Annotated in this window: 22 protein-coding genes and 2 other annotated features; of the genes, 13 read left to right on the top strand and 9 right to left on the bottom strand. The window is 41.9% G+C overall.

Annotation, left to right across the window (positions count from 1 at the left end; genetic code table 11):
• Positions 1-1,275, bottom strand: a complete 1,275-nt coding sequence (locus ORH16_RS15725) for a PTS sugar transporter subunit IIC (RefSeq protein ID WP_265459811.1) — start codon at positions 1,273-1,275, stop codon at positions 1-3.
• 137 nt (positions 1,276-1,412) lie between these two features.
• Here ORH16_RS15725 and ORH16_RS15720 point away from each other — a divergent pair, with 137 nt between their 5' ends.
• The 11 genes from ORH16_RS15720 to ORH16_RS15670 all read left to right on the top strand — a co-directional run bounded on the left by ORH16_RS15720 (position 1,413) and on the right by ORH16_RS15670 (position 11,243).
• Entirely contained in the window at positions 1,413-2,132 is a 720-nt protein-coding gene (locus tag ORH16_RS15720; protein ID WP_265459809.1) for a MurR/RpiR family transcriptional regulator, read from the top strand.
• Positions 2,133-2,470: 338 nt separating this feature from the next.
• On the top strand, positions 2,471-3,316 hold the full coding sequence (locus tag ORH16_RS15715) for a YitT family protein (RefSeq protein ID WP_265459807.1): 846 nt from the start codon (positions 2,471-2,473) through the stop codon (positions 3,314-3,316).
• 15 nt (positions 3,317-3,331) lie between these two features.
• Positions 3,332-4,051 (top strand): GntR family transcriptional regulator, LSA1692 subfamily, encoded by a 720-nt coding sequence (locus ORH16_RS15710; protein WP_265459806.1) that lies wholly within the window; start codon positions 3,332-3,334, stop codon positions 4,049-4,051.
• Positions 4,052-4,064: 13 nt separating this feature from the next.
• Positions 4,065-5,378 carry a Sapep family Mn(2+)-dependent dipeptidase gene (locus ORH16_RS15705; RefSeq protein WP_265459805.1) on the top strand — a complete coding sequence of 438 codons (1,314 nt, stop codon included), beginning with the start codon at positions 4,065-4,067 and terminating at the stop codon, positions 5,376-5,378.
• A gap of 16 nt (positions 5,379-5,394) precedes the next feature.
• A complete protein-coding gene (locus tag ORH16_RS15700) occupies positions 5,395-6,348 on the top strand; it encodes a N(4)-(beta-N-acetylglucosaminyl)-L-asparaginase (RefSeq protein ID WP_265459804.1) in 954 nt (317 codons plus the stop codon).
• A gap of 39 nt (positions 6,349-6,387) precedes the next feature.
• Positions 6,388-7,731 carry a PTS sugar transporter subunit IIC gene (locus ORH16_RS15695; protein WP_265459803.1) on the top strand — a complete coding sequence of 448 codons (1,344 nt, stop codon included), beginning with the start codon at positions 6,388-6,390 and terminating at the stop codon, positions 7,729-7,731.
• 12 nt (positions 7,732-7,743) lie between these two features.
• The gene (locus ORH16_RS15690) at positions 7,744-8,265 is read left to right on the top strand and encodes a GrdB-related putative oxidoreductase (RefSeq protein ID WP_265459802.1); all 522 of its coding nucleotides are present in this window, start codon (positions 7,744-7,746) and stop codon (positions 8,263-8,265) included.
• Positions 8,266-8,283: 18 nt separating this feature from the next.
• On the top strand, positions 8,284-9,345 hold the full coding sequence (locus ORH16_RS15685; protein WP_265459801.1) for a M42 family metallopeptidase: 1,062 nt from the start codon (positions 8,284-8,286) through the stop codon (positions 9,343-9,345).
• An 11-nt stretch (positions 9,346-9,356) separates the two neighbouring features.
• Positions 9,357-10,436, top strand: a complete 1,080-nt coding sequence (locus ORH16_RS15680) for a M42 family metallopeptidase (protein WP_265459800.1) — start codon at positions 9,357-9,359, stop codon at positions 10,434-10,436.
• 147 nt (positions 10,437-10,583) lie between these two features.
• Entirely contained in the window at positions 10,584-10,901 is a 318-nt protein-coding gene (locus ORH16_RS15675) for a PTS sugar transporter subunit IIB (protein ID WP_265459799.1), read from the top strand.
• Positions 10,902-10,922: 21 nt separating this feature from the next.
• Positions 10,923-11,243, top strand: a complete 321-nt coding sequence (locus ORH16_RS15670) for a PTS lactose/cellobiose transporter subunit IIA (protein ID WP_265459798.1) — start codon at positions 10,923-10,925, stop codon at positions 11,241-11,243.
• A gap of 138 nt (positions 11,244-11,381) precedes the next feature.
• On the opposite strand, the gene ORH16_RS15665 is transcribed toward ORH16_RS15670, so the two are convergent.
• From ORH16_RS15665 to ORH16_RS15645, 5 genes are read right to left on the bottom strand one after another with little or no spacing between them, the layout of a single operon-like run.
• A complete protein-coding gene (locus ORH16_RS15665) occupies positions 11,382-12,584 on the bottom strand; it encodes a M20 family metallopeptidase (protein WP_265459797.1) in 1,203 nt (400 codons plus the stop codon).
• A gap of 49 nt (positions 12,585-12,633) precedes the next feature.
• Positions 12,634-13,380, bottom strand: coding sequence for a cyclase family protein (locus ORH16_RS15660; protein ID WP_265459796.1), 747 nt, complete (start codon positions 13,378-13,380; stop codon positions 12,634-12,636).
• Between the two features lie 27 nt (positions 13,381-13,407).
• Positions 13,408-14,250 (bottom strand): MetQ/NlpA family ABC transporter substrate-binding protein, encoded by an 843-nt coding sequence (locus ORH16_RS15655; RefSeq protein WP_265459795.1) that lies wholly within the window; start codon positions 14,248-14,250, stop codon positions 13,408-13,410.
• Positions 14,251-14,285: 35 nt separating this feature from the next.
• A complete protein-coding gene (locus tag ORH16_RS15650; protein WP_265459794.1) occupies positions 14,286-14,972 on the bottom strand; it encodes a methionine ABC transporter permease in 687 nt (228 codons plus the stop codon).
• Positions 14,969-16,051, bottom strand: coding sequence for a methionine ABC transporter ATP-binding protein (locus ORH16_RS15645; RefSeq protein WP_265459793.1), 1,083 nt, complete (start codon positions 16,049-16,051; stop codon positions 14,969-14,971). The genes ORH16_RS15650 and ORH16_RS15645 overlap by 4 nt, the downstream gene beginning before the upstream one ends.
• A gap of 60 nt (positions 16,052-16,111) precedes the next feature.
• Positions 16,112-16,364 (bottom strand) — a binding site (T-box leader).
• Positions 16,365-16,401: 37 nt separating this feature from the next.
• Positions 16,402-16,638 (bottom strand) — a binding site (T-box leader).
• A gap of 591 nt (positions 16,639-17,229) precedes the next feature.
• Here ORH16_RS15645 and ORH16_RS15640 point away from each other — a divergent pair.
• Complete coding sequence (locus ORH16_RS15640; protein WP_265459792.1) at positions 17,230-18,276, top strand: hypothetical protein; 1,047 nt, start codon at positions 17,230-17,232, stop codon at positions 18,274-18,276.
• Between the two features lie 152 nt (positions 18,277-18,428).
• The gene (locus ORH16_RS15635; protein WP_265459791.1) at positions 18,429-19,205 is read left to right on the top strand and encodes an SDR family oxidoreductase; all 777 of its coding nucleotides are present in this window, start codon (positions 18,429-18,431) and stop codon (positions 19,203-19,205) included.
• Between the two features lie 136 nt (positions 19,206-19,341).
• On the opposite strand, the gene ORH16_RS15630 is transcribed toward ORH16_RS15635, so the two are convergent.
• The 3 genes from ORH16_RS15630 to ORH16_RS15620 all read right to left on the bottom strand — a co-directional run bounded on the left by ORH16_RS15630 (position 19,342) and on the right by ORH16_RS15620 (position 23,613).
• Positions 19,342-21,417, bottom strand: a complete 2,076-nt coding sequence (locus ORH16_RS15630) for a penicillin-binding transpeptidase domain-containing protein (protein WP_416207871.1) — start codon at positions 21,415-21,417, stop codon at positions 19,342-19,344.
• An 859-nt stretch (positions 21,418-22,276) separates the two neighbouring features.
• Complete coding sequence (locus tag ORH16_RS15625) at positions 22,277-22,486, bottom strand: hypothetical protein (RefSeq protein ID WP_265459790.1); 210 nt, start codon at positions 22,484-22,486, stop codon at positions 22,277-22,279.
• Between the two features lie 185 nt (positions 22,487-22,671).
• Entirely contained in the window at positions 22,672-23,613 is a 942-nt protein-coding gene (locus ORH16_RS15620; protein ID WP_265459789.1) for a hypothetical protein, read from the bottom strand.
• Positions 23,614-23,860: the final 247 nt, after the last annotated feature.

The following is a 23,860-nucleotide window of genomic DNA, read 5'->3' as shown; positions in this document are numbered from 1 at the left end:
TTACTCTGCCTCCAATTCTGCTTGTAAATTCATCTTGTCTACTTTTTTTGCAAAAGGATAATACATCCCAACTGAAATTAATAAAATGACCACTTGGGAAAGAGCAGTGCGCCAGCCGCCTAGTAAAAAGCCGGAGATAATCGCTGGCGTCGTCCAAGGTACAGTCACGCCGCTAAACGGTGGAACTAAGCCAAAATAAATTGCACCATACATTAATACTCCAACTACAGTTGGTGTTAAAACGAAGGGTAAAAATAAAAATGGATTCATGACAATCGGTGTCCCAAAGATAACGGGTTCGTTAATATTGAAAAGTGATGGCACAATTGCTAATTTCCCTAACTCTTTAAATTGTTTTGATTTCGCTAAGAAGGCCATAAAGAAAACTAACCCGAAAGTTGTTCCAGTACCTGTCAGATTAATAAAAACAGCCGTGAATTGATCAGTCACGATATAGGCGCCGTTTTGGACAGTCAGAGCTTGACCACTATCAATAATGGCTTGATTCGCAGTCAGGTTGGATAAGAGTAAAGCCCCCATAATTCCTGTAACAATTGAGCCGCCGTGAACGCCAAACCACCAGAAAATTGTCGCAATTGTACAATATAAAATAATACCAAATAGTGAATCTGTCACACCTTGCATTGGTGCTTGAATAATTTCATAAATATATTCAATAAACGTTGTATCAAAATTAGCAAAAATCTGATAGACAATAGCTGCTCCTGCAATCAAGATGGCTCCTGGTACCAATGCTGCAAAAGAACTGGCAACGTTTGTCGGTACACCATCCGGCATCTTAATAGTAATGCCTTTTTTAATAAATAATGAATATACAAAACCGACAATCAAGCCGATAAGAATTGCTCCAATCATCCCTTGACCAGCAGTCCAGCTTTTATTGATAATGTTAGAAACAATATCGCCGCCCTCTGATTCCACAGTGCTTCTCAAGGTAATTAAGAAACAAACTAAGCCTAGAAAGCCAGCTGCTAACGGTTCAACATTTTCATTTTTAGCATAGGAATAGGCTATCCCGACAACCGCTACAATTGCGCTGATATTGAAAGTAGCGCCACTCACTTGATTAAAAGCATCCATCCAGCCTTGATTTGTTATAAAATCAACAACTGGTTGATAAGGAAAACTGGCTAGTAACAGAAAGACAGACCCTATCATTAATAATGGTAACGTATACAAGATACCTTCTTTTAAAGCCACAATTCCTTTCATATTTATAAACTTCAGAGCCTGTGGTACAGCTTTCTCATTCATAAAAGTTAAAATTCAATTTTTCATTTGTTATCGCTTCCTTTCTGAGGTATATTTTATATCATAGCCAAAGGTTGTGAAACCAATTTCAAGGCGTTTGTAATTTATTACCTGAAAAAAAATAAATGGAGCGAGTCAAAATGATGTTTAATTATGACAAAATCAAGCACTTAAGCGAATTGGAAATCATTATTTACAATTATATAATTGATCATCCCAACGATATTTTAAACATGTCGATTCAGGAACTTGCCAATAAAACCCACGTTTCCACCACTACGATTTTAAGATTTTGCCGCTCCCTTGGACTCAAGGGCTATGCAGAATTCAAGCTGCACTACAAAGATTATCTTGCAAATGAAAACTCCGTAGCAGCAGATTTCCCTTCAACGGACATCAGTTATTTGGAAAGGTATATAACACTAGAGTTTCAAGAAAAGCTTAGTGAGATTGCGGCTGTTATCAAAAAATCCAGTGGCATTGTCTGGATGGGCTTTGGTGCCTCAGCTGGAATCTGTCGCTATGCTGCTAGTTATTTTGCCAATACTGGTAAAACAAACTTAGTTATTGATGATCCGTATTTCCACAGTCAAGATTCTCTTTTTGATAATTCTGTGCTGATTGTTCTCTCAGTATCTGGTGAAATTGATAATACCATCCGAATTTTACAAAATCTCAAACAGAGTCAAAACCAAATTATTAGCATTACCAACTACGACAACTCAACTTTAGCCAAACTTTCTGATTATGTGCTGGCTTACTATATTCCCTACAGCAAATCCAGTGAAATTGATATGACCACTCAACTGCCAGTCATGTTTATTATTGAGATGCTCTGCAAGAAAATAATTGGTAGCTAGCCATTTCATATCATCCACTCAATCAAAATAGGATTTTAATTATCTCCCAGATTTAGAACTGCTTTCTGCAGTGCTAAATCTGGGGCTTTCTATTTGGACAAACCAGTCATGTCATTTCGTTTTTAATAGTTTCATCATCGATTCTGCAAAACAATTCTACGTTTTCATTTGTGAATTACCAGTTGTACCTCTACTACACTGCAAAAACCAATCCATTTTATTTCTCACACAAAAAAATTATTTTCCCTTCAATCAAAAATAAATTTCAAAAACAGTATATACAAAACAGTATATACTAGTTATAATAAACTTGAAAAAATTAATGGGAGATCAGTGCTATGCCAAAAGCTAATTTTTCAAAAATGGGAATTGCTTTATTGTATGCGGTGCTATCATCGATTGCCTTAAACTTTTTTTGGTTGTCTGGCAACATTTATGCAAACGGTATCACGGGCTTATCGCAGCTGTTGTCGGTTAGTTTGAATCAGTTTGCACATATTCAGCTGTCGATTCCTTTTTTAGTTTTAATTTTTAACTTACCTCTTTTGATTATTGCCTGGTTCAAAATTGACAAAGAATTTACCTGCTATACAATTTTTGCGGTTGTCATCACCTCATTTGTGATGAAACTTATTCCGCCGCTTGTTATTACCACGGATCCTTTTATCTGCGCATTATTTGGTGGTGTGCTTCACGGAATTTCGGTGGGCATTACGTTAAACAGTGATTTTTCAACTGGTGGTTTAGATATTATCGGCATCATCGCCCGCAAATACACCAAACAAAGCATTGGTTCGGTTTTTATTGTTTTTAATGTCTTGATTGAATTTGCGGCAGGCTTTCTATTTGGTTGGCAATATGCCTTTTATAGCGCTTTTTCGGTTTTTATCAGCGGCAGGGTGGTCGATTATGTCAACGCTAAACAGCAGAAGGTTCAGCTGTTAGTTGTTACGCAAAAAGCGCCGCAGCTGGTACCGAATATTCAAGAAAAGATTTCCCGAGGCATGACGATTGTCAATGATGTCGAGGGGGCCTTTGACCACGAGTCCCGCAAGATGCTGATTGTCGTAGTTTCCAAAAGAGAATTAGCCGCCGTCAAAACAATTATTACGCAAACAGATCAACAAGCGTTTATCAGCATTGCTTCTGGCGTTGCTACCAATACTAGTTTTTTTGACTGGTAAAAAGGATGGATTAGAATGGAAAAATTACCGAGTTATCAACTCGTTGCAAAAGAAATTGAAGAAAAAATCAAGACAGGTGTTTACGTCAGCTCGCAAAAGCTGCCTTCAGAATACGATTTGGCCACTGAATTTGCTGTCAGCCGGCTGACGGTGCGCAAAGCGATTGATTTTTTGATTCAGCAAAATTTGCTTTTCAAAATGAAGGGCAAAGGCACCTACGTGATGCAGCCGAGCGAAAAATATCAAAGCGGCAAATCGGGTCTAGTCGGCTTTACCGAGTCGGCGAAGGCCTTTGGTAAATCTTCTAATACAAAGGTTTTAGTTTATGACCAAACGCCGCAAGCGCCGCAAACTATTTTAAATGCTATGCAATTGACCAAACAAGGTGATTTGGTTTATATCGAGCGGCTACGCTCTTTTGATGAAGAGCCGATGACGATTGAACATTTATACGTGAAGAGCAGCACTGTCAAAGAGGTTACCAAGGAACAGTTAGCCAATTCGCTTTTTGAACTAATTGAAAAAACTGTCGAGATTGCCTATTCCCATCAAGAGGTGGAGGCCATGCTAGCTGACCAAGAGTTAGCGAAGCTTTTGCAAATCAAAAAAAATGATCCCGTATTAAAAGTTAATTCGATTGCCTATTCTGCCACGGCAATTCCGATAATTTACGATACTTCCTATTACCGTGCTGACAAATATACCTTCAAGAACACCTTAATTCGTAATCATTAAAGGAGACCTCACAATGAACGAACTGAATTATCAGCAGCTGATCCAAGAGCATGCTGCAGAATTTTTAACAGATTTAAAAAGTGTCCTGCAGATTCCCAGCATTAAAGGACCAACCGCTACCGGCGAGCCCTTTGGTCCAGGGCCACGGGCAGCTTTAGAACAAACGCTAAAATTGGCAGAGAGCTACGGATTCAAAAGAAAGACCATCGGCGATGCCGTTGGCTATGCCGCTTTTGGCGAAAGCAGTGAATATATCGGAGTCGTTGGGCATTTGGATGTCGTGGCAGCCGGCAGCGGTTGGGATTATCCGCCCTTTGATTTAAGCGAAGATACCGAAAATTTTTATGGACGGGGCATTTTAGATAATAAAGGTCCAATCCTCGCCTGTCTGTTTGCTTTGAAACTTTTGAAGGACGCCGGCTTTCAGCCTAAACGGCAGATTCGCATTATTTTCGGAACGGACGAAGAAAGTGGTTCGGCTGATTTACCGCTGTATTTAGCGGAGGAACAGCCGCCGATATTTGGTTTCACGCCGGATGGTAAATATTCAGTTGTCTACGGAGAACGAGGAGTTGTAAATTATCAATTGAGGACTGCTTTTTCTGAAAGCGCTCTTTCTGACCTTGGTGCTTTTAACGGCGACCAAGCTCGCGACCACGTCCCCGATGAACTAACTGTCACCTATCAAGGAAAAACTTTTTTTGCAGTTGGTAAACGAGCCCCTTCAAACGCCCCTGACTTAGGCTTAAATGCCATTACACTATTGGCGGAAAAATTATTAGGTGAAGCGGCTTTGCCAACAGAAGTTGCAACATATTTTTCTTGGCTCTACACAAGTTTCCATCAAAAACACGCCGGCGAAGGTTTGAACATTGCCTTTGAAGATGGCGATTCTGGTAAATTGATGATTACGCCTTATCAGCTGCAAAAAGATGGGACGCAGCTAGTCTTAGATTTTGCCGTTCGTTATCCAGTAACTTTTTCTGAAGACGATGTCACAGCTGGACTTTTACAAGTGATTCCAGAAGCCAGTCAGCTAAACGTCACTCGCCGTATCAAAAGTCATGTGATTCCTAAAGAAGCTGCCGGCATTCAGATTTTATCACGAGTCTATGAGGAAACTAGCGGTTTAGATGGCACGCCGGTGACAACGACAGGGGCCACTTATGCCCGCTCAATGCCGAATATTGTCGCCTTTGGTCCATCATTTCCCGGACAAAAAGGCATTGCCCACAATAAAAATGAGTATATGGCGAAAAAAGATTTATTTTTAAATATGGAAATTTATCTCAAGGCAATCTGCGCTTTAGCAGTTGCTGATTTATAAAATTGGAGGAATCAATATGAGTTGGGGAACCATAGCAACATGGCGGATGGCCGATGACGGCGTGCACAAAGCCGCCGCATTATTAGCAAACCGAGGAACGGCGGGGGATGCTGTCGAGACGGCTATCAAAGCCGTCGAAGATTATCCCTATTACAAATCGGTCGGCTACGGGGGCCTGCCAAATGCCCACGGAATTTTAGAAATGGATGCGGCTTTTATGGATGGCGACTCCTTTAAAATTGGCGCTGTCGCAGGTATTGTCGATGTTAAAAATCCGATTTCAGTTGCCCGAAAATTGAGCGATGAAAAATTTAACAGCTTTCGGGTTGGGCAAGGAGCGACTGAGTATGCCATGTTGGCGGGCTTTGAGCGCTGCAACATGTTAACCCCCCGAGCTAAAAAAATCTGGGAACAACGGGTGGAGGAAATTTCCAAACATAATTTGGACCCTTATGACGGACACGATACCGTCGGCGTGGTTTCTCTGGATCAATTTGGCAAAATGTGTGCCGGCACCTCCAGCTCAGGCTTGTTTATGAAGCAAGCTGGTCGGGTTGGCGATTCGCCCTTATCCGGCAGCGGCTTTTACGTGGACAGTGAAGTCGGCGGTGCCGTTGCCACAGGCTTGGGAGAAGATTTGATGAAGGGTTGTCTCTCCTATGAAATTGTCCGCAAAATGTCTGAGGGCTTAGCTCCGCAACAGGCCTGTGACGAAGCGGTCTATCGCTTCCATCATAAGTTGAAAAAACGCTATGGCAAAGCCGGTGCCTTTTCGTTAGTCGCCATGAATCCCAAGGGTGAATGGGGCGTTGCCACTAATGTTGAATTTACTTTTTCCGTCGCTGCCAACGGTGAAGACAGCCAAATTTTCATCGCCAATATGGGAGCAGACGAGCAAACAATAATTGAGCCAATTTCACAAGAATGGCTCGACGCATACGAAAAACGGATTAAGGCACCAATCGATTAATCGTTTAAATAAAATAAGAAAAGAAATGAGGATGAAAAAATGTTTAGTAAGTTGGAAAATGTTTTGATGCCAGTTGCCGTTAAACTGGGCCAGAACAAAGCGCTGATTGCCATTCGTGATGGTTTTTTAATCACAACCCCTTTGGTAATCGTAGGATCAATCTTTTTATTAATCGCCAATTTCCCAATCACCGGCTGGTCTGAATTTTGGGCGGGAATTTTTGGAACTGGTTGGGAATCTTGGATTACAAGAGTCTCCGGTTCTGTCTTTAATACCGTTGGCTTCTTCTCCTGTCTTGGTACGGCTTATGCCTATGCCCGGGAGAAAAAAAGCGACCCGATTCAAGCAGCTGCTGTGGCAGCGATTGGCTTTTTGATTTTAACACCCAACAAAATTTTTATTGAAGGTGTTGCAGATCCGGTAAGCGGTTTGTCCTTTGACCATCTGGGTACCAATGGGATTTTCGTTGGTTTAGTTGTCGCTTTTGTTTCAGTAATTATTTATTCCTATGCGACTAAAAAGGGGTGGACAATTAAAATGCCTGACGGTGTGCCGCCAGCAGTTACTAAATCCTTTGCCGCTTTAGTTCCAAGTGCGTTAGTTATGATGACCTTCTTCTTAGTTAATATTTTATTTGGGATGACTTCCTTTGAAACCGCCCACAATTTTATTTTTGAAGTCCTGCAAACACCTTTGCGGGGGGCCGGCAATACTTTGACGGCGCAAATTATTTACAGCTTGGCTTGTACTATTTTCTGGTTCTTTGGGATTAATGGTCCGGCGGTAGCCAATTCCGTTTTTGCCCCAATCACCAAAATTTTAACGATGGAAAACTTAGATGCCTTCCAAGCCGGCACCACTTTGCCAAATATCTTTACCGATCCGTTTTCTAATTTCTTTACCAATTTCGGCGGTGGCGGTTCGACCCTTTCATTAATTATCGTGATGATGCTCTTCTGCAAATCCCGGCGAATTAAAGAACTGGGAAAACTATCAATTGTCCCAGGAATTTTTGGTATCAATGAACCGATTATCTTCGGTTTACCAGTTGTCTTAAATCCAATTATCATCATTCCGTTTATTTTGACACCGACAGTTAACCTACTGCTGTCAACTTTTGTTACAAAAATTGGTCTGATTCCTTATACGACCGGCGTTTCACTACCATGGACCACTCCGATTGGTTTTTCTGGTTACTTGAGTACCGGTAGTTTAGTGGCCGCTTTATGGCAGTTTGTTCTGCTGGCGCTAGGCTGTCTGATTTATTATCCGTTCATCAAAACATTAGACAAACAATATCTTCAAGACGAAGCCGATGCGGCAGCGGAAAAATTGGCCGAAGATGAAATTTCCTTTGACGATATTTCAATCGAAGACTTATAGGAGGTGGCTGACATGAAAATTATTTTTATACTCGATCAAATTCAAGCCGGTTTAGGTGGCGCTGAAAAAGGCGACCAACCCTTGGGCGGCAAATATATGGCGATTGGCTCAGTCCAGATGTTTGAAAATTATCTAGGGGCGGTCAACGGCGAAGTCATGGCAACCTTGTATTGCGGCGATGATTATTTCGCCGCCGATGCTGAAACCAATGCCTTGAAATTAACTGCAATGGTTAAAAAATTAAATCCCGATGTCGTCATTTGCGGTCCTTGTTTTAATTATGATAAATACGGCTTGATGGCCGGCAAAGTGGCGGCGACGATTACTGATAAGCTCCACAAACCGGTGATTGCCGCCATGTCTCAGGAATGTGCCGAAGCGATTGAATTGTACAAAGACCAAGTCGACATTGTTAAAATGCCGAAAAAAGGCGGCACTGGCTTGACGGAATCAATGGAAACAATGCTGAAACTCTGCCAGCTGAAAGTCAATCAGGAAGACACCACGGCCTTTACTGCTGAATATTGCTATTAAGAGAATCGAGGATAAAAGATGGACTTAGTTGAACAACTGCAAGCTCTGGCGACAACGCCAGGTATTGCGGGCAATGAAAAATATATTTCCCATTTTTTAAAGGAACAGTACACACCCTACTGTGACGAAATTATTTATGACAATCTGGGCTCCATTTATGCGTTGAAAAAAGGCAGCGGGGCTAGTCAGCTACGAGTGATGGTCAACGCCCACATGGACGAATTGGGCTTTATTTTGAAAAAAATTAATGGGAATGGTACCTTGACAGCTTTGGCGCTAGGGCAAGTTAACGACAAAGCTTTGTTGGGAACCAAGGTTAAACTAATGACCCGCAGTCAAAAAACTTTCACCGGTGTCATCTTAGGACAAGACCAAGCTGGCACTGCCTTAGGCAAAACCGGCGATGTCCTCTTGGATTTTGGCTTTATTTCAGAAGCCGAAGCGACGACAAAGCAAATCATGGTCGGCGATATGATTACTTTAGCGGCTGATTTTTTCACTTCAGAAAATCAGGAAACTTGGTATGCTGCAAATTGGAATGGGCGCTTGGCCGTCAGTCAAACAATCGACATCCTGCGTTCCTTAACTGATGTGACTCTGCCTTTTGATTTATATGTCGGCTGTACAGTACAGGAACAAGTCGGTACCCGTGGCGCCCAAACCGCCGCCAATTTAGTTCAACCTGACTTGGCAGTGATGCTGGATACGCAGCAGGCGTGGGATTATCAAACAGATGCGACTGACCAACAAGGGATTTTAGGTGAGGGCTTATTACTCACCTATTACGACCCTTCCGTTTTACCAAATCGTTTGCTTTTAAATGAGCTGCGGCAGCTGTGTGATACAGAAAAAATTGCTTATCAAGATTATTATTCCTTAACTGGCTCTGATGCCGGCTGGATTAATAAATTACGGACTGGCTGCCCGACTTTATTAATCGGTCAGGCTCTGCGTAATTTGGATGCTGGCTTGCAAGTCGCACGGCAAACAGACTATCGGGCAATTGCCTCTGCTCTAGCCGCTTTCTTAAAAGCCTTAACTCCTGAAAAAATTGTAGCCTATCAAGAAGAAAACCGTTAGGAGGCCTCACTATGACAATTCAAGCAATTGACCTTGAGCTCCTAAAAAATTTAAGTGAAGCCGATGGTATCGGCGGCTGTGAGCGGGAAGTCTCCCGTGTTGTCAAAAATTATGGCGCACCGTTAGTCGATGAGTATTTTTATGATAATCTAGGTTCTCTGATTTTGCACAAAAAAGGTACCGGTCCGAAAATTATGCTCTCCGCTCATATGGATGAAGTCGGCTTTATGGTGCGCAAAATTACGCCTGAGGGTTACTTGTATCTTTTACCTGTCGGCGGCTGGTGGGGCCATGTAATGCCTGCCCAAGAGATGAAAGTCACCACCGCTACTGGCCAAAAATACATCGGCGTTATCGGCAGTCGGGCACCCCACGGAATGCCCGCTGAAGAAAAAAATAAAGTCTTTGCACCGATGGATTTTTATTTGGACATGGGGGTTAGTAGCGCTGCAAAAATTAACGAACTGGGAATTGCCGTTGGTGATATGATTACGCCAAATACACAATTTCGGCAAATGAATGACCCCGAATATCTAATGGGCAAAGCCTGGGACGACAGAATCTGTCTAGGGACAAGCTTAGAGGTGCTACGTAACATAGCGCAATCTGAAATTGCGGCAGATGTTTATTTTGCGGCAACGGTCCAAGAAGAAGTCGGCATTCGGGGCGCACGAACGGCGGTCCATAGCATCAAGCCTGATATTGCGATTGCTTTAGACGTCACCACAGCAAAAGACACTCCCTTTGATAAAGACGGGCTGCGATTAGGTGATGGCTGTATTTTAGCAGTGTTAGATTCCTTGACGATTGCCAATCGTGGTTTACTAGAGCGCATGGAAACAATTATTAAAGAACAAAATTTAAATGTTCGCTATGACTTTATGACTGTCGGCGGCACCGATGCTTGTAATATTCACAAGGCGATGGAGGGGGTTGTCACCATGACCCTCTCGCTGCCCACCCGGTACATGCATTCTTCCCGCTTACTGATTCACCAAGAAGATTATCGCCAAACCATTCAACTGCTGGTGGCCTTTATCCGTTCTTTGAGCATGAAGGATGTAGCGGTCTTTAAAGAAACACTGCGTTAACAACTAAAAAAACTAGCCGCCTCTTTGAAATCTTTTATCTGGATTGTTGACCTAGCTATCTGGAAAAACTTTTCAAAAAGCGGCTTTGATTTTCTGCTTAGATTAGATTATGATAAGAAGGTATCAAAAATACAAGGAGTGATAACAATGGCTAAAAAAACAATTATGCTGGTTTGTTCAGCCGGCATGAGCACAAGTTTACTGGTAACAAAAATGCAAAAAGCGGCGGATGAACGCGGCATGGATGCAGATATTTTTGCAGTGTCTGCTTCTGAAGCGGACAATAATATCGAAAGCAAAAATATTGATGTCTTGCTTTTAGGCCCGCAAGTTCGCTTTATGAAAAATCAGTTCGCTGATAAATTAGCACCATTGGGCATTCCTTTGGACGTTATCAACATGTCTGATTACGGCATGATGAATGGCGAAAAAGTGTTAGACCAAGCTGAAAGTTTAATGAAATAACAAAATTTGGAGGGAACAACGATGGAAGATCAACAAAATTTAGAAGCAATCATGGGCTTAATTATGTACGGAGGCAATGCTAAAAGCGATGCCATGGAAGCCATTCAAGCAGCCAAAGAAGGCAACTTTGAATTAGCTGACCAAAAAATCGTCGATGCTGAGCAATCTTTAGTGCAAGCTCACCATTCTCAAACCAATATGTTAACTGAAGAAGCACAAGGCAATCACATGGAAGTGACGTTATTAACTGTTCACTCACAAGACCACTTGATGACAGCGATTGCTTTTACTGACTTGGCTAAGGAAATCATCGACTTGTACCGCAAAATCGATGTGGAATAAGCACCGCAAAAAATGACTATTTGCCAATTTTGATTGGCAGCTGAAATAAAATTAAACAGTCAGACTTGCTTTGTCTGCCTCAAAACAAAATGCGACCTCTTTAAGCTAGAATCTTTAGCCTAAAGAGGTCGTATTTTATTAAACTAAAACTTCCGTTTGAATTGCCGCTTGGTGCTGTGCTTTAATTTGCGCCAGCAGCTCTGGTTGCAAAATCAAATCCAGTGCTGTGAGGGCCAATAATTCAGCGCCGATGCCGATGGAGGCTAGTCCTTTTTCACTGCGGGCCGCCGCTTTAAATTCAATGCTGTGACCGGCAATGTAGTCATCCGAAATGGAGACTAAAGGTTGAATCGTTGGAATCACTTGGCTGACATTTCCCACATCTGATGAACCTAAAGCATCCGGTTTCTTCGTGGCAATTTCCTCCTCAGAAGTGCCTAAATCCCGCAGGTGTTTTAAAAACACTGCGTCAAAGGCTGGTGTCACGACGATATCATCGACAGAATTTTGGAATAACCCAAATTCATAGGTTGTTCCGGTGGCCAAGGCAGCTCCCTTCACAATATTTTCGACCTTTTGATAAACTTCATTTAAGGTGTTCCGTTTTAAAGCCCGCAGATAAAAACGAGCTGAGGCAAATTCCGGCACGACATTCGCTGCAACACCGCCATCGGTGATAATACCGTGAATCCGCACATCGCTTGGCAAATGCTCCCGCAAAGCATTAATGCTGTTATAAACTTGAATCACGGCATCTAAAGCATTAATTCCTTTTTCCGGAGCCGCCGCCGCGTGTGAGGCCCGCCCGTAAAATTTAATATCCACCGGGTCATTAGCTAAGCCGGGACTCGTCAAGCTATAGCGATGGCCCGGATGGCAGCACACTGCCGCATCGACATCCTCAAAGAAACCTTCCCGCACAAAGCTCCCCTTCGCTGAACCATTTTCGCCGCCTTCTTCGCCTGGTGTTCCGTAAACGCGGATTTCACCGCCAATTTCATCGATAATTTGTTTCAATGCGCTGGCCGCCAAAATCGAAGTGGTTCCAAATAAATTGTGACCACAGGCATGGCCAATGCCTGGCAATGCGTCGTATTCAGCTAAAAAGGCAATCGTCGGACCAGCCTTTCCGGATTGATAGCGGGCATCAAAGCCCGTCCGGTGACCGGCAACATCTTTTTCTACTGTAAAGCCTTCTTTTTTCAGACGGTCAATCAAAACGTCTGAAGAATAAAATTCATAATTGCTGACTTCTGGATGATCATGGATATCTAAGGCTAAGGCTTGGTACTCTGGTAAGCGTTCTGCGATAAATGTTTCAAATTGTTCTTTATAAGTCATGGAAATTCCTCCGGTATTTTTATTTTCAATTGTGTTATGCTAGTTCTATTTAAGCTAATTCAGGTAAAATGGCTACTGCTCGTACGGTAAAGCCAGGCGCTTCAGCAATTTTAGGTACACCGATTTGGATAATAGCGCCAACTGCTGGTAGCTCTTTTAAATTATTCAAGACTTCCACTTGATATTTATTTTGTGAGAGCCAATACAATTCAGCGACCAAGCCTTTATTTTTAGCATAGTCTGCTCCAGCATCGGTATCTAAAGTTTCGTGGCCAATTGCTGTAATGTTCCGTTCTTCATGTAAGAATTTTAAAGCTGCTAGCGACCAACCTGGCGTGTGGGAAATTCCTGTTTCATCCAAATTATAAAAATCAGCTGCTTTATCCCAACGCTGTGACCAACCGCTGGCAAAGGCCACAAAGCTATCCGCAGGAATTTTTCCGTAGGCCGCTTCAAATTCTAAAATATCGGCAACCGAAATTGAATAATCAGGATTTTCTGCAACCTCGGCTTCCTTATGAATCACATACAATGGTAGAAAAAGTTCTTTTAGCGATAAATCTGTCAAGATTCGCTTGCCACTTGCAAAATGAACAGGTGCATCAATGTGTGTGCCGTATTGACTGACAATTTTATATTCTTTGGCTAAAAAGCCGTCCCCTTCAACCGTGAATAGGGTTCGTTCAGCAAGTGGCTGAAAAGCTTGAAAATAAGGGATTGAATTATTTACTTCATGAGTTAAATCTAACCATCTATGCTTTTTCAAAACCTCTAAAGCTGTTAAAACTTTCGCCATAACCAATTACTCCTTTATTTCCTTATTCTATAATTCAAAATCATTCCAAGCGGCAATCGATGAACCCTTAGAAGTATCATCAATCACTTTTTCAGTTGCTTCAGTTTGGTAAGCTGCAACAATTTTTTTATAAGTTTCATTGTCGACATCTTCACTGCGGGCCACAATCACATTGACATAAGGTCGAGAAGTATCGCTAACTGGCTCTAAGAAAATCGCATCTTCACTCGGTGTAAAGCCAGCATCCACAGCCATGCCGCTATTGATAACTGATGCATCCACATCTTGCAACGAACGAGCGGTTTGGGAAGCATCCACTTCTTCGATATTTAAATTCAACGGATTGTCTGTGATGTCAGACGGTGTCGGCGTTGAACCGGCGGCATCATCCACTTCAATCAAGCCGGCTGTTTCCAATAATAATAATGCTCTGCCACCGTTCGTTGTATCATTCGGAATCGCGATGGTCGCCCCTTCAGTTAAATCTTTTACGTCTGTCACCTTGTCTGAATAAATTCCAAGTGGTGCAATCACCGTCAAGCCGATTGGCGTCAAATCATCGCCGGATTCTTCATTATAGGCATCTAAGAAAATTTCTGTCTGGAAGGAGTTCAAATCAATTGAACCATCACTTAAAGCGACATTTGGCTGTGTGTAATCAGTAAATTTTACATATTCGATATTGATACCTTCATCGGCCAAGCGTTCACTGACGCTGTCCCAGACATCTGTATTGTCCCCGACAACCCCTAATTTCACGGTTACTGCCTCATCGCTAGAGCTTTCTGATGGTGAAGCGGAGCTAGTAGAGCACGCCGCCAAAGTCAATCCTGCTAATCCGATAAATAAACCTGCAACTAATTTTTTCATAAATAATTTCCTCCAAATGGTTGTTTGCTATTTTTTTAATGGGTTACTCTTTTAATAATTAAATTACTGATAAACTGGCTGATAAAGACTAAGATTAAAATCAATAAGGTCGCAACAATCGTGACATCTGTTTGAAACCGATTATAGCCACGGGTGATGGCCAGATTGCCCAAGCCACCAGCACCAACCGCTCCTGCCATCGCCGTTAAGCCAATCACATTGATAATCGTCAAAGCCGATGCCCGGACAATCCCCGGCAGCCCCTCCACCAGATAGACACGTAAAATAATGCCGATATTACTCGTCCCCATCGCTTGGGCCGCTTCTATCACACCGTGGTCAACTTCTAAGAGAGCATTTTCAACTTGGCGGGCGAAAAAGGGAATTACGCCGATAATCAGCGGAACTAAAGCCGCCTGTGCACCAATCGTCGTCCCCACGATAAAACGAGTTACGACTGCTAATAAAGTTAATAAAATAATAAAGGGAATCGAGCGCACCACATTGATGACTTTATCAAAAAGCTGATAAACGTAGCGGTTTTCTAAAATACCGCCGGGGCGAATTACCACTAGAAAGACGCCAACAATAATGCCTAAAATCCCAGCGATTAAGGCCGTCCAAAAGACCATGTACAAGGTCTGCCAAGTCGCTTCAATAAAATCGGCGGGATAGGCAACCACATTCGGCAGCCATTTTTCTAAAAGTTCTGATACGTTCATCGCTGATTACTCCCTTCTAATACATAAACATTTGTTGCGGCGACATTTTCTTTTTTCAAGACTTGCGTCCGCACACCCTGCTCAGCTAAATAATTTAGCGCCTGCTGTCGTTGCTGTAAGCCCCCTTGCAGCGTGACAATCAAACTGCCCAGCGGCGTTTCTTGAATAATTTCAACATTGCCGTATAGAATATTGGTAGATACTTGATAGCGACTGTACAGCGAAGCAATCAGCGGCTCGTTAGTTTCATCTCCCACATAAGCCAGCTCCACCAGCCATTCATTAGGCTGCAAAGCGGAAAATTTCGGATGTTCCAAAATCGTTGCCAACGCTTGATCGACGTGGGTTGCCGTCCGAATAAAATCCTTGGTCAAGGGTTCCTGTGGTGCACTGAACACGTCAATTGCACTGCCCTTTTCAATGATTAAACCCGCCTCCATTACCGCCACTTTATTGCAAATTTCTTTGACGACTTGCATCTCATGGGTAATTAAGACAATCGTCAGTCCCAGCTCTTTGTTTAATTTTTTCAACAGCTCTAAGATTTGCAATGTTGTTTTTGGGTCTAAAGCGCTAGTGGCCTCATCACATAAAAGAATTTCCGGATCATTGGCCAACGCTCTGGCAATCGCCACCCGCTGCTTTTGCCCGCCGGATAATTGACTGGGGTACGCTTGAGCTTTGTCGGCAATCCCGACTAGCTCTAATAGCTGCGTGACTTTTGCTTGGCGTTCCTGTTTATTCAATTTTGAATAGCGCAAAGAAAAATCCACGTTGTCAAAAATCGTGCGGGCCTGCATCAAATTAAAGTGCTGGAAAATCATGCCGATTTTCTTGCGGGCCTGCCGTAATTCCTTTTGGTTCAGCTTTGTCAGATTGACCTGATTAATCAAAACTTCTCCATTGGTGGGCCGCTGCAGCAGATTAATTACGCGAACTAAGGTGCTTTTGCCAGCACCGGAATAGCCGACAATTCCGTAAACGTCGCCGTCTTCAATCGTCAGGTTGACCTCTCTGACTGCGGCAATTTCCTGTTTTTTCTCTTTAAATGTCACATCAATATTTTTCAGTTCAATCATTTTTCCCGCTCCTTTGCCAAATAAAAAAGTCCCCACACAGCCGTCAAAAAATGACAGCTGTATGAGGACGCGATTGCGTGTTACCACCTCAGTTTAGTTTATGCTCTGGCATAAACCCTCTTCAAGTACTTCCATACTCTAGCAATATAACGGTTGCTCCCGTCGCCACCTCACAGCATTTGTTAAAATACTTTGCTACTTGAGACGAATTGCTCCTTGACCATTTTCATAAAGTTTCTCTCTGCCTTTTTTCAGCTACCAAGGCTCTCTGTCAAAAGAGTTGCTCTATTACTTATCAATTCACTGCAATTTTAGCTATAAAAAAAGTCCCTTTACCAGATTAACTCTAGTAAAAGGACGACGATGCGTGTTACCACCTTTTGTTCGGAATAAAATTCCCTCAGATCCATCGTTATAAGTTTGCTTATAAGAATGGTGCTAATGATATCGGACTAGCGGACCGTGACTGCCTACCTATCGACAATCCTCCTCAAAGGCCATTTTTCCTTTTGTTTCACTGATGCTTTTCACCAACCAGCATCTCTCTAAAAGTTTCCCAAAAGTACTTTCCTCTTCAACGGAGCAAGTAATTATTAACTTGGGATTAGAATACAGGACAAATAAAGAGAAGTCAACACCTTTTGCAAAAGTTTTTTTCATTTAATTTTAATCTTGCCTAAAATTTCCAGCTGCCGTCCCTTTTCCTTCTATAATATATTTTGAAAAAACGTTGCTGCTTTTAATCCGTAAAATTTTTCCCTTTACTGTTTGTTTTTAGCTATTTTTTTAAGACACTGTTCAGTTTAAAAAAAATTATTTTGTGGGTGATCCGCTTTTCGTCAAGGAGCGGATTTTTTTTGAAAATTATGAAGAGACGTTTTCTTTTAACAAATAAAAACTTCTTAAACCCTTGAATAAATAGCGTTTAGATGGATTTTCATTTGTGCCAACCGCTCCTGACAAGCTCGCCTGAAATCGCTTTGAAATAATTGCCATCCCAGCTTAACAACTGTTAAAAATACTGATATAACGACCTTTATTTAATTATATTTCAAATTTCTAACGCCGAAATCTAACAATCCTTGTAAACTTGTCAGTTAGCTTTATTTATTGATAAAAAAACAGTTCGCTTGTTAGAGTAAGGCTGTTACTAAAATTTATTGGGAGGTACATTTGTTATGAATAAAGGATTTAAATCCTACTTAGACGCAGGCGAAAGAGAGGCCGGCTACAATATTTCTTGGGGAGCAATTTTTGCAGGTGTTGTGACATTCTTTGCTTTATTTTTCACCTTATCATTAATCAGCTCTGCTATCGGGTTTGGTATGACTGACCCAACGGCCGCAAATCCCCTTGACGGCGTAGGAACCGGCGTATTAATTTGGACGGCGATTACTTTAATCTTATCTTTCTTTGGCGGCGGTTTTGTTGCTGGGATGGCAGCACGGCGGGTCGGCCTGCTCCATGGATTTTTATCGTGGGCAGCCAGCGCTTTTGTTTTAGTTTTAATGCTGTCATATCTGACAGTCGGTGTTTTTTCAGCAGTTGGCTCTTTATTTGGAAATATTACCGGAGCGGTGACAGATGGCGTCGGCAACGTAGCCTCAACTGCCGGCGATGTTATCTCAGATGGCTTTGATGAAGTCGCAAATAATATCGATTCAGTTGACGTAGACGCATTGCAAACAGATGTGGAAGCCGTCTTAACGGATACGGATATTCCTGAATTGCAACCAGATTATTTACGAAATGAATTGGCAGAAGCAACTACCCAAATTACGGATGCCGGGCGTGAATTGTTAACCAATCCAAATAATTCAGATCAAATTATTGATGACTTGTCAGCTGATTTAGAGGAGCGGGCCATGACTATTGGCGACGCCATTGATGAAGATGCCATTGCTAATGCGGTCTCTGCTAATACTTCTTTAACGGAGCAGGAAGCTCAAGAAGCGACCGAAAACATCGTGACGGCTTTGAATACCGCCAGTGAAGAAGCCCAAACCCAAATTGAAAATGCCCGTGATGGTCTAGCGCAAGCTCGTGATGATTTAGATGATGCGATTCAAGAAGTCCGGGAAACAGCCGACGATGCCACTGATGCAACGGCTAGTGCTTCAATCTGGGCCTTTGTTGCTATGGTTGTTGGCTTAGTTTTAACTTCTGTTGCCGGCATGTTAGGAGCCAATTTTGTCAAAGCCACTCCGATGGAAGACGAAATGTAAAATAAAAATTGAATAAAGTTTTACCCTTTTAGGTTGTAAACAGCTGAGGGCAGGTCGACTTCCAATAAGAACGCAGCAATTGCGATTCTTACTGCCAGCCAGCTTGTACCTCAGCTGTTTTCAGATAAAAAATAAGAAAAGAGACGAAGAAAATGGGAATCATTGAAAAAATGCGTTTAGATGGAAAAGTAGCTTATGTCACAGGGGGAGCCGGTGGCATCGGTAAAAGTATCGCCACCGCTCTCGCAGAAGCCGGCGCAAAAGTTGCCATCGTTGATTTGGAGGGCGGCAAAGCACAGGAAGTTGCCGATGAAATTGCCCAAGCAACCGGCAGTCAAACTTTAGCAGTCCAAACAGATGTCACCGATGCAGATTCAGTTAATCAAATGATTGAAACGATTGTTCAGGCCTTTGGTAGAATCGATATTGCCTTCAACAATGCCGGTATCACCATGAACATTCCCGCTGAGGAGATGAGCCCGGAAGACTGGCATAAAGTGATTGATTTAGATTTGAATGGTGTCTTTTTAACTTCTCAAGCAGCAGGAAGAGTCATGTTAGAACAAGGCAACGGCTCTATTATTAATACCGCTTCAATGTCCGGCAGTATCGTCAATGTGCCACAACCGCAAGCGTCCTACAATGCAGCCAAAGCTGGCGTCAAACATTTAAGTAAATCATTAGCTGTCGAATGGGCCGACCGAGGCGTGCGGGTCAACACCATTAGTCCCGGTTACATCGGCACAGATTTAATTTTCGAAGCCGAAGAACTGCAACCGCTTATAAAAAAATGGGAAGAAATCACCCCGCAAGGCCGCTTAGGAAAGCCGGAGGAATTACAGGGCATCGCGCTTTATTTAGCCAGTGATGCCAGCTCTTTTGCTACCGGTGCCGACTTTATCATCGACGGTGGCTACACCGCCATTTAAAAAATCTAACCGCTTTATCCAATTTCGCAAAAGTGAAGTAAATTTTTGCTTTCAAAGAGATTTACAGTTTTAAAAAAAATGACCGCTCGCTGTTAGTTTTAGCTAACAGTGAGCGGTCTTTTGATTATTTACAAGTTTACAACAAGCCGTTTAAATATTGAAGCAAAGCTGGTGCAGTATTTTTAGCCGATGTTGTGTCTTGGCTATTTTCCATCATTGAAATTGCCAAATAATTTTTCTTCTCGGGATTAAAAGCCAAAAGAAAACTATTTTCCTGACCAGATTCATCCTGCGTTTCTTTAATTTCAGCCGTTCCAGTTTTTGCAGCCAGCGGAATGCCTAAACTACTTAGTGAATGAGCCGTGCCATTCGCATCAGAGACAACCGCCTGCATGTCTTCGACGATTGTTGCCACCGCTCCAGCCGATACCACATCGGCTTTGGTCTTAACTTCTGCATCCACGATTAATCTCGGATAAACTAAGGTGCCATCATTGGCAAAAACCGAATACATCGTCGCCTGCTGAATTGGATTAATCAGCAGCTCCCCTTGACCATAACCGGTATCTGCCAGCAAAATTTCTGAATTAAAGCTGTCTTCATTAGAAATCTGGGCGGTATTCATCGCAATCGGCACATCCAAGGTTTCTCCGAAAATAAATTTATTCAGGCCCTCCCGGAAGGCCTCCTCACCCATTTTCAAAGTTTCCTGCGCCATATAAATATTATCCGAATAAACTAAAGCGCTCCGCAGATTAACCGGATCCACATCAGAAACCCGTGTCACTTGATAGTCTCCCCAAGAGGCATCTTTTTGCCATTTTAAGCCCTCAATACTGACTTCTTCCTCCGGTGTAATCGTGCCGTTATCTAAACCAATTGCTGAGGTAATCACCTTAAAAGTCGAGCCTGGCGCATAACCAGTCGCAAAGCGACTGATAAACGGCAGCTCAGGATTATTGGCATAGGCATCGTAATCAGCTTGGGAAATTCCTTGACTCATCTTATTAGGGTCAAAGCTCGGTGAACTCGTCAAGACGATTAAATCGCCAGTCGTCGGCTGCGTCACCACCGTCGAACCTGCTTGGCCCTCCAATGCATCGTACGCAATTTGCTGCGCTTGACTGTCAATCGTCACATGAATTGTCTGACCATCAGTTTTTTCTGCTTCCACCAAAGTCGTTTTCAAATTGCCTTCTTCATCCGTGATGGAGATGCTGCCGCCATTTTGCCCCCGCAGCTCCTCATCAAAGGTTGCCTCCAAACCAGCCCGACCAATTTCACTATTGCTGGATAGCGTCGGATCACTTTCTAAATCCTCAGCCGTCACCTGACCGACATAGCCGATTAAATGCGCCGCCGCTTCCCCTAAAGGATAAGTTCTCGCATCCACCAAACGAATGTCTGCTCCGGCCGGCAATTCCTCAGTCGCTGCAACTGCACCTTCCGGTAAATTTCCAGCATCACTGTCCACCACCTTCAGCGGTACAAAATAATCCGGCTGAACCCATTCCTGCTCTAACGCCGCTTCAATCGTCGCCACTTCCAATGAAAATCTTTCTGCGATTGCGGCGATATTTTGCGTGCGCTCGTCCCCTTCACCTAAGTTTTCTGGGACCACGCCCAACTCATTTAACTGACCATTGGCCGCTAACTGTCGCTGATTGCGGTCTAAGATTTCCCCACGCACCGCTTCATCCACTGACACGCTTACTTTATCCTGCCCGCTCATATCAGGAAAAACCAGACTCGGCGCCCAAGTCAGCTTAGCTTCGCCGTCTTCTAACACGACCGTGCCAGAATAGGCTAAATTCTGCAATTCTCCGACAGAAGTTGTCATGCTCAACTCATATGTAAAATCATATCCCTCATCTGCGGCAGTCACCGAAAGATTTTCCACAGAAAGGTTTTCCGCTCCAACACCACCATAGACAGCTTGATATTTATCGATAATCTCTTGATCGCTATAATCACTTTTTTGTGCTTCATCCGTTACTAATAATTGCGGTAACGCCTCATAATCAGCTGCTATCAAATTATCTGTAAACTCGGTGACAGTCGTTTCCGCTGCCTTCAAATTTTGACTGCTGCTATAAGCACGATAAGCAAAAAAGCCACCGACGCCTAGCACAATCACAACGCCACCAATAATCAGCGGCCATTTTTTCCCGCCTCTTTTCTGCGGCCCGCTACTTCTTCTATTTTCTGACACTCAGATTTCTCCCCTCGTCCTAACAATCACCTTTTCTAGAATGGTAGCAAACTTTTGCCAAGCTGTCTTTAATGCAGAGCCGATATTAAGCAATCCTTTAGGAAGAAAAGTGGTTGGAAATGATAAAAAAGCGATACTTTTCCCAAGTCTTTTTTAAGAAAAAGTAGCTGGCTTTACACACTTGTCGCATACTTTCACAGCGTTTTTCACTGTTCATAATTTCAAGTAAATCAATGTAAAATTATTTGAACATTCAATATTAGGAAGAACCTCTGGTATCAGGAAATTGCTTTCTCTATGCTACCTGTGGCTCTCTTTTCTTTGCTTGTATAATTCAACACCTAGACAAGTTTGCTATTTCTTCCGAAAACAAAACGAGGAGAATTTTTCTAAAAAATCCTTTAATCACTAATATAATCACTGTTTTCCTATCCTACTATGATATAGTGTTTCAAAAAAGGAATCTTCCCTATGTCTGATGGCATTCAATACTTTCTTATTTTTTCTCTAGCACTCATTCTTTTTGTCATCTCTATGTCTTTTGCCAAAAGAAGCAAAAGAATTAATAAAAAGACCGCCCACTTTTTTTGGAGAGCCGTCTCAATAATAGCTTTGTTTTTAATTATTTTATTAATCGCATTATTAGTTTATTTCTTTTTCATATGGCAACCCGCAGTTATCGATTTAAAATAGCTATTCAGAAACTTCAGCTTACTCATTAAATGAAGAAGCTAACCATTTTAAATAGCAGAAATATTTTTTTCAATCGTACATCCTTTAAACCTAGTGTTGGCAGGTCAATTTTTATACTGTACCCTATATGAACTAGTCCTTAGAGAACCATTTTCCTTTTGTCCTTTCATCCAACTAAATTGCTTGTTTGAATGGTGTGCTCCTCAGTTAATAAATGTTGATTGAGATTAATCAAATTCAATTCAAATTTCGCTTGTTTTAAAATATGCGATTCTTGCACCAATGACAATTTCTCCAAAGGCAAATCTTTAATTTGCAATTGTAAATTAATTGGCACCGACCAAATGACTTTTTCTAAAGAATAAAAATTGTCCAATTAGTTATCTTTTTCCCACAATGCTAGCTTAGGTAAATTTCTACTCATCACCAAGCTCCATTTATTTTTGCTTTTATTTAACAATCTCATCGTATTATTCGAGTGAATTAATCTTATCCTAAGTAGAAAGGATAAATTCCCCAAATCCCTGAGTCTCTACATGTGGATTAGCTCGTTTTTTAGACTTAATCTTCTTTCAACTCACCATTAATCAATTCCACAAGGATTATTTTCACTGCTTCTTTATTAGCTGTGTATTTGGGGAGAGTGTGAACAATAGTGTCTCCTAATCTAATGCTGCTTTCGATGACTGTTGATGGGTAAGTCGATGATAACTCCTTAAGTTCAGTTTTCTCGGTTTTTTCCATTAAATCCTTTGAATAAATATTTTCTTCTGTTACCACAAGCCCATAGACTCCAGCTAAGGTAGAATCAGTTACTGCAAAACAAATCGACTCATCATCAGGGATACCAAATTTCTTATGAATTTTTTTGAAATGCTTTTGATGCTTCACATCCTCGCCTAGCTTGACACACGAATCATCCATTAACCCTAAATCAATTATTCTCCCCGCAAGAGTAGTGGATTTCTCCATGACTACATGTTCAATATTAAAATCTTTTTTCAAGGTTAGGATATCTACGATAGATTCCCAAATGAAATGGCTTAACACTTCTTTCCCGTTTTCTGGTAAAATCGGTTCTAAAAAATCCCAGTCAAAAGCATTGATTGCTTCGTTTACTGTTTGATTTGCCTCATTTATTGACGAATTATAAGCGAATTTTTGGGGCAGAGTATCAGAAAAGACACTTGGCTCCAATACATAGAGAGTGTAATCGGTCAAAAAAAAGCCTATAGCTTGATTTTTTCTGGTGATTTTATTCTGAGATCTCCCCCCTACAAACATAATGGGTAGCTCCCCATCTAAAAAAGCAATTTGCTCCACAACTTTTTTATACACCTTATGCGCGTCTTCCCACACATCCGGAGCGAAAAATGCAGGAAAAATAAATTGAGCAATTTCTTCTGGGTAGTCCCCAAAGTGAGTGGCTATTTTTTTACAATACATTTGTTGATATTTTATAAGCTCCTGATTCAACAGTTCATTCTGTTCGGATTCAACCATTTTATACCTCCTACAAATTTTAATCATTTGAATATACAATAATTATAAACGCTATAAATCGGTGACTCAAATAATGATTTTTGAAGCGACTAACTTTCAACTCCACAAAATCCCTAGCTTGCCTATTTATGAAAACGCCTTGTTCCAATAACATTTCTTAGATTAATTCACACAAAGAGATTCAATAGTATCGCAAAGGACTTCCACTTCCTAACCTACCAAATTCTCAATACAAAGCTAAATCAAT

This window comes from Enterococcus sp. HY326 (genome assembly GCF_026157065.1).
GTDB lineage: Bacteria > Bacillota > Bacilli > Lactobacillales > Enterococcaceae > HY326.
Note: the sequence above shows the minus strand (reverse complement) of the source record. Positions and strands in the feature narration are given on the sequence as shown.